At 46.8% G+C, this 5,414-nt stretch carries 6 protein-coding genes; 5 read left to right on the top strand and 1 reads right to left on the bottom strand.

The genetic code is table 11. The features are described from left to right. The coding region (locus RMO52_RS09680; protein ID WP_310413413.1) for a hypothetical protein at positions 1–184 on the bottom strand (184 nt) is incomplete at its 3' end. A gap of 178 nt (positions 185–362) precedes the next feature. Between RMO52_RS09680 and RMO52_RS09675 the strand changes: the two genes are divergently transcribed. The 5 genes from RMO52_RS09675 to RMO52_RS09655 form a co-directional block, all read left to right on the top strand. Then, the gene (locus tag RMO52_RS09675; protein ID WP_310413410.1) at positions 363–956 is read left to right on the top strand and encodes a DUF4129 domain-containing protein; all 594 of its coding nucleotides are present in this window, start codon (positions 363–365) and stop codon (positions 954–956) included. A gap of 225 nt (positions 957–1,181) precedes the next feature. Further along, the gene (locus RMO52_RS09670) at positions 1,182–2,432 is read left to right on the top strand and encodes a DUF4350 domain-containing protein (RefSeq protein ID WP_310413407.1); all 1,251 of its coding nucleotides are present in this window, start codon (positions 1,182–1,184) and stop codon (positions 2,430–2,432) included. Positions 2,433–2,470: 38 nt separating this feature from the next. After that, entirely contained in the window at positions 2,471–3,421 is a 951-nt protein-coding gene (locus RMO52_RS09665; RefSeq protein WP_310413404.1) for a MoxR family ATPase, read from the top strand. Between the two features lie 166 nt (positions 3,422–3,587). Then, positions 3,588–4,658, top strand: coding sequence for an RNA ligase (locus RMO52_RS09660; protein ID WP_310413400.1), 1,071 nt, complete (start codon positions 3,588–3,590; stop codon positions 4,656–4,658). 161 nt (positions 4,659–4,819) lie between these two features. Next, on the top strand, positions 4,820–5,414 hold a 595-nt coding region (locus tag RMO52_RS09655; protein ID WP_310413397.1), incomplete at its 3' end, for an AAA family ATPase.

Here is a 5,414-nt window from a genome sequence, read left to right as displayed (position 1 = left end):
AGATCTTGCCCTCACCCCAACCCCTCTGTCTTGTCGTTGCTTGGTTGATTTTCATGGTCGGGAAAAATAACCGAAAATCAATCCGCTTTTTTATTCGGGGGGAACCCCCGAATAAAAACGCCGCTCCCAAGCTTGGGAGCGACCCAAATCGCGCTGAGGTTTCCTCAGCGTGCGGTTGGGTCAAGACAGCAGCTTGCGCACGCCTTTGTTTCCCGACGGTTTAGCAAGACAAGACAGAGGGGAGCCAGAGCCGGAGGCGATGGCGGGGTGAGGGCAAGAGATTTCGATTGGTATCATACCCAGATTTAGCAACGCCAATTATCAATTCTCAATTCTCAATTCTCAATTCTCAATTATTCCCCATGTCCACTGCTGCTGAAAAAACAAGTTGGCGATGGCAGTTGGAACAACTGCAACAGCAACTAGGAGAATGGCTCGAAGTAAGGTTTAGATCTGACGATCGAGACTTAAATTTCGATTTTTTTCCAAAGTGGTTATGGCCATTACTCGTAAACTTAGTGTGGTTGGCTTTAGCCGGACTGGTATTTTGGTTTGGCTATCGTTTTATCTACCCCTATTTGCAACAATGGGTGGTGCGGACTAAGCAGACCACTTCTGAGGTGGTAAAGCCAGTACAGGTATTTACTGTCAATGAGTTGCTAGCAAAATCCCAGCAGTTTCAGCGTGCAGGCGACTATACCCAAGCCAGCCGCTGGTTGTATCTGGCAATGCTGCAACGCTTAAATGATGCCAATCTCATTCCCCACCAAGACAGTCGTACCGATCGCGAGTATATTCAGGCATTAGGTACGATACCGATCGCTAATGTCGGCGAAATCCTAGTATCGATCCACGAACAACTGCACTTTGGCAATCGTCAAATTGCCAGCGCAGATTTCGATCGCTGTCAACAAGCTTATCGGCAAATTGAAGAGCGATTGACAGTAGCACCTTAAATTAATTAATAATTAATAGTTAATAATTGCGGATGCGCGCTCGTCGGGTTTCCCGACGGTTTAGCGCACCAAGCAGATAATTGGGTTTTTAGGATGGCCCTGGAGGTTCCCTCCAGATCGAGCGCACCAAGCAGACCTCTTGTTCTCGTTAACTATTTAGGCGACTTAGTTACAGATCGCGATCGTTAATTAGATGGCTAATTAATTACCATTAGATAGTTATTTATGACAGATTTTAACAAGTTATTCAAGCAATATTGGCACCTGGGACTCTTTGCTGTATTCGCGATCGTGCTGGTGACTTTTATTAGTGCAATGGGTGGCGATCCCCGGCAAGTTGGATCGAGTTATAGTATTGCCCCCAATGGCTATAGTGCTTGGTATCAAATGATGTCCGATCGCGGCATTAAGATCCGCCGTTGGCAAAGATCTTTTCCCCGACTTACTCAAGACGATCGGTATGAAACAGGAACGACACTGCTACAAGTCAATCACCAATTAGCACTACTCGAACTCACAGACTTACAACAAAAGTGGGTGAGCAAAGGCAATACCCTAGCGATTTTGGGCGTAACCGCACCCGCGACAGATATCCCTTTTCGATCGAGTCTAGAGAGTCCGCAAGGAGATGTCAAAATTGAAACCACGCGCAGATTTAGGTCGGATATCGTCAAAATTGGTAAAGATCGAAAGTTAGATCCTCAGTCAATTTTGAGCGATCGCACGGGTAGTGTCGTCCGTCAATTTAAACTAGATAAAGGATTAGTTATTATTGCCACTACTCCTAATTTAGCGGCAAATACCTATCAAGATCTGCGACCGAATTTTGAGCTATTAGCTGAAATAGTTACCAAAGATCGCCAGCAAGTATTGGTAGATGAATATATTCATGGTTATGTCAGCCGCAAATCATCAGCCATCGCTAAAAACCGCAAACAGCGTAATGGTGAACCAGGGGGATCTGTCGAGGGATCGGCAGATCCAGACGACACTTCCGATGATGAAGAAGACGGATCGAGATCTGAGTCGGATAAAGGCGATCTGCTCGATTACCTAACTAACACACCGCTCCTAGTCGCATTTCTCAATCTATCATTGGGTACGCTAGCCTTAATCTGGCAACAAAATCGCCGCTTTGGAAAAGTGACAATCCCCAAGCCGATCGAAATCGAGAATAGCCAAGCGTATATCCAGGCACTAGGCGGCGTACTTTACCAAGCCAATAGCAGTGAATTCGTCGTGCAAAATATCGGTAGAGCCAAACAGTTATCCTGGCAACAACGACTCGGTTTGGGTAAAGAAAGATTGGTAGAAACCGAAATCGCGATCGCTGCTTGGGAAAATCAGACCCAATTACCAGCCGACGATCTCCGCTTTGTCCTACAATTGATGTCGGAACGTCGCCCGACACCCGCTCAATTAACCACTTGGCTGGAAAAAATTCGCCAGATCGACAGTCGATTGACTAAGCTCTAGGTTTTATCGCCAATTTTCAACCCCCACCTGCCACTTTAATGACTGAAACTCACGCAATATTTCAACAACTCAGTAGTACTTTACAAGAAGTTGTCTTCGGGCAAGAACAGACAACTAATCAATTGCTGATTGCCTTGCTAACTGGCGGTCATGTGATTTTAGAGGGGGTGCCAGGGACGGGGAAAACGATGATGGCGAAGGTGTTATCGCAGCTAATTCAGGCTGACTTTAGGCGCGTTCAACTCACCCCAGATATCTTACCCGCAGATATTTTGGGGACGAATATTTTCGATCTCAAGAATCAAGAATTTATCCTCAAAAAAGGGCCAGTATTTACTCAAATCTTGCTGGCAGATGAGATCAACCGCACGCCACCCAAAACCCAATCGGCACTACTCGAAGCAATGGCTGAAGGGCAAGTCACTCTAGACGGCGACACACTGCCACTATCAGATCTATTTTGGACGATCGCGACTCAAAACTCCCTCGAATTTGAAGGGACATACCCACTCCCCGAAGCGCAACTCGATCGATTTTTATTTAAATTAATTGTCGATTATCCACCCGCAGACGCAGAGCGCGAACTGCTAGCCACCGCACGGATGTCTACACCAGGAGCCAGAAGCAACCTTCAACCGCTCAAACCAGTGGCAACAATAGCACATTGTCTAGCAGCTCGCCGCGCAGTACAGCAAGTCACTGTCAACGACAATGCGATCGATTATCTGCTCGCCCTAGTCCAACAAACCCGCCAGCACCCCGATCTGAGCCTGGGAGCCTCACCCCGTGCGGCAATTGCCTGGTTACACGCTAGCAAATCCGCAGCATGGCTCGATCGTCGTCAGATGGTGATTCCCGATGATTTTAAGCAAGTCGCCCTTCCCTTACTCCGCCATCGGCTAGTATTGCGCCCAGAGGCTCAATTAGACGGTTTGGAAATAGATACCGTCATCGCGGGATTAGTCGATCGAGTTCCCGTACCGAGGTAGAGAGTAGAGGGTCGGGAATTAGGGATAGTTCGGGGTATCCCTGGGGTGAAACGATCGATCTTACTTGTGTTCCAGTTAGGAAAAGAGTTTGAGCGATTAGAGTCAGCAGTGGCTCCAGGGAAGCTCGATCGGGTAACTTAGATTTACATCAGCTATTACCGATCGAATGACCGATTTACCATTTGACCCTCAGACATTGCCCTCACTCATCACCCAGGGTTATATTACCAGCCAAACTCACCCGAGCTTGCCGCTGACGATTTATAACTATACCGCCAAGGCGCAGTACGATCGGTACTGGATCGATGCGACACTCCACTGTCGGGGATTGGTGCTAGACGATAATTATCGACCTATTGCCAGACCATTACCGAAATTTTTTAATCTAAGCGAATATCAAGGTACGCTCCCTGATGGAGTACCCCAGATCTACGAGAAGCTCGATGGATCGCTAATTATTCTGTTTCACTACAAAGGACAGTGGGAAGTAGCTTCACGGGGCAGCTTTGCCTCGGAGCAGTCTAATATGGCACGGACTTTGCTTGCCAATTATCGCGACAATCTCGATAAGCTCGATCCGGCTTATACCTACTTATTTGAAATTATCTATCCCAGCAATCGAATTGTCGTTGACTACGGTAGCTCGCAACGATTGGTACTATTAGCTGCGGTAAATACGGATACAGGCGCAGAATTAGACCACACACAGGTAGATTGGATCGATCGAGCGCAGACTTACCCAGCTACTACCTTACCCGAATGGCTGCACTCGATTCTCCACGGGAGAGGCTCCGCCAACGAGCAAACCCAAGCCGAGCTATCCAATCATGAAGGATTTATCCTCAAATGGTCGAATGGCTTTCGGCTCAAATACAAACTCGCCGATTATGTCCGCTTGCACCGGATTATTACCAGAGTTCAAGCTAAAGATATTTGGGAATGTCTGAGCCAAAATCAGAGCCTAGCGCAATTTCTTGACTCTGTTCCCGATGAGTTTTATAACTGGGTCAAAGATACCAAGAGATCGCTAGAAACTCAATACCGAGAGATTGAAACCGAGTGCCAACAAGCCTTCAAGGATTTAGGCGATCGCCGCCAAACCGCGATGTATTTTCAAACCCAAAAATATCCAGGTGTCTTGTTTCTCATGCTCGATGGTAGAGACTACACTCAAGTCATTTGGAAACTCATCAAACCTGGCTTTGAGCTGCCGTTTCAGGGAGGGGATAGGGAATAGGGGATAGGGGATAGGCTTTGGGCTTTAGGCTTTAGGCTTTAAGCAGGACGCAAGCGTCCTCGTTTTGTTGTTCTACCTTTTACGTTTTACCTCTTACCTCTTACCTCTTACCTCTTACCTCTTACCTCTTACCCTAAAACCTAACACCTAACACCTAAACCATGTCCCTCAAACTAATCCTCACCAAAGGCTTGCCAGCAAGTGGTAAAACAACTTGGGCAAAAGAGTATATCCAAAAGTATCCTGAGACTGCCAATCTCTGTAAAGACGACCTCAGACTGCAACTGAGCGGTACCAATAAACGTGAAAAACGGATTATTAAAGTCCGCGATTTACTGACAGAATATTATTTCGAGCAAGGTTACTCGGTGATTTGGTCGGATACCAATCTCAACCCAGTTCATTTACGACGAGCAACTGAATTAGCGACCAAATATCAAGCCGAATTGAGCATTCGTGACTTTACTGATGTATCCTTAACTGAATGTATCCGGCGCGATTTGTTACGATCGAATTCGGTCGGTCAACAGGCGATCGAGCAGATGTATTATGATTACTTATATCGACCAGAGCCAGCGCACAGCAACGATCCACAGCTACCAAACTGCTATTTAGTAGATATCGATGGTACCTTAGCAATCAATCTTACTCGATCGCCATTTGCTTGGGATCGGGTGAATGAAGATGCCCTCAATCCTGTTGTCGCAACGACGATCGAAAAACTAGGGCGCGATACCGCAATTATTCTCTTATCCG

Source organism: Chamaesiphon sp. OTE_8_metabat_110, from assembly GCF_031382685.1.
Lineage (GTDB): Bacteria > Cyanobacteriota > Cyanobacteriia > Cyanobacteriales > Chamaesiphonaceae > Chamaesiphon.
Note: the sequence above shows the minus strand (reverse complement) of the source record. Positions and strands in the feature narration are given on the sequence as shown.

What these genes read in the sequence shown, in the direction of transcription:
- RMO52_RS09675 (WP_310413410.1), top strand. Translation starts at nt 363, where the DNA reads ATGTCCACTGCTGCTGAAAAAACAAGTTGGCGATGGCAGTTGGAACAA.
- RMO52_RS09670 (WP_310413407.1), top strand. Translation starts at nt 1,182, where the DNA reads ATGACAGATTTTAACAAGTTATTCAAGCAATATTGGCACCTGGGACTC.
- RMO52_RS09665 (WP_310413404.1), top strand. Translation starts at nt 2,471, where the DNA reads ATGACTGAAACTCACGCAATATTTCAACAACTCAGTAGTACTTTACAA.
- RMO52_RS09660 (WP_310413400.1), top strand. Translation starts at nt 3,588, where the DNA reads ATGACCGATTTACCATTTGACCCTCAGACATTGCCCTCACTCATCACC.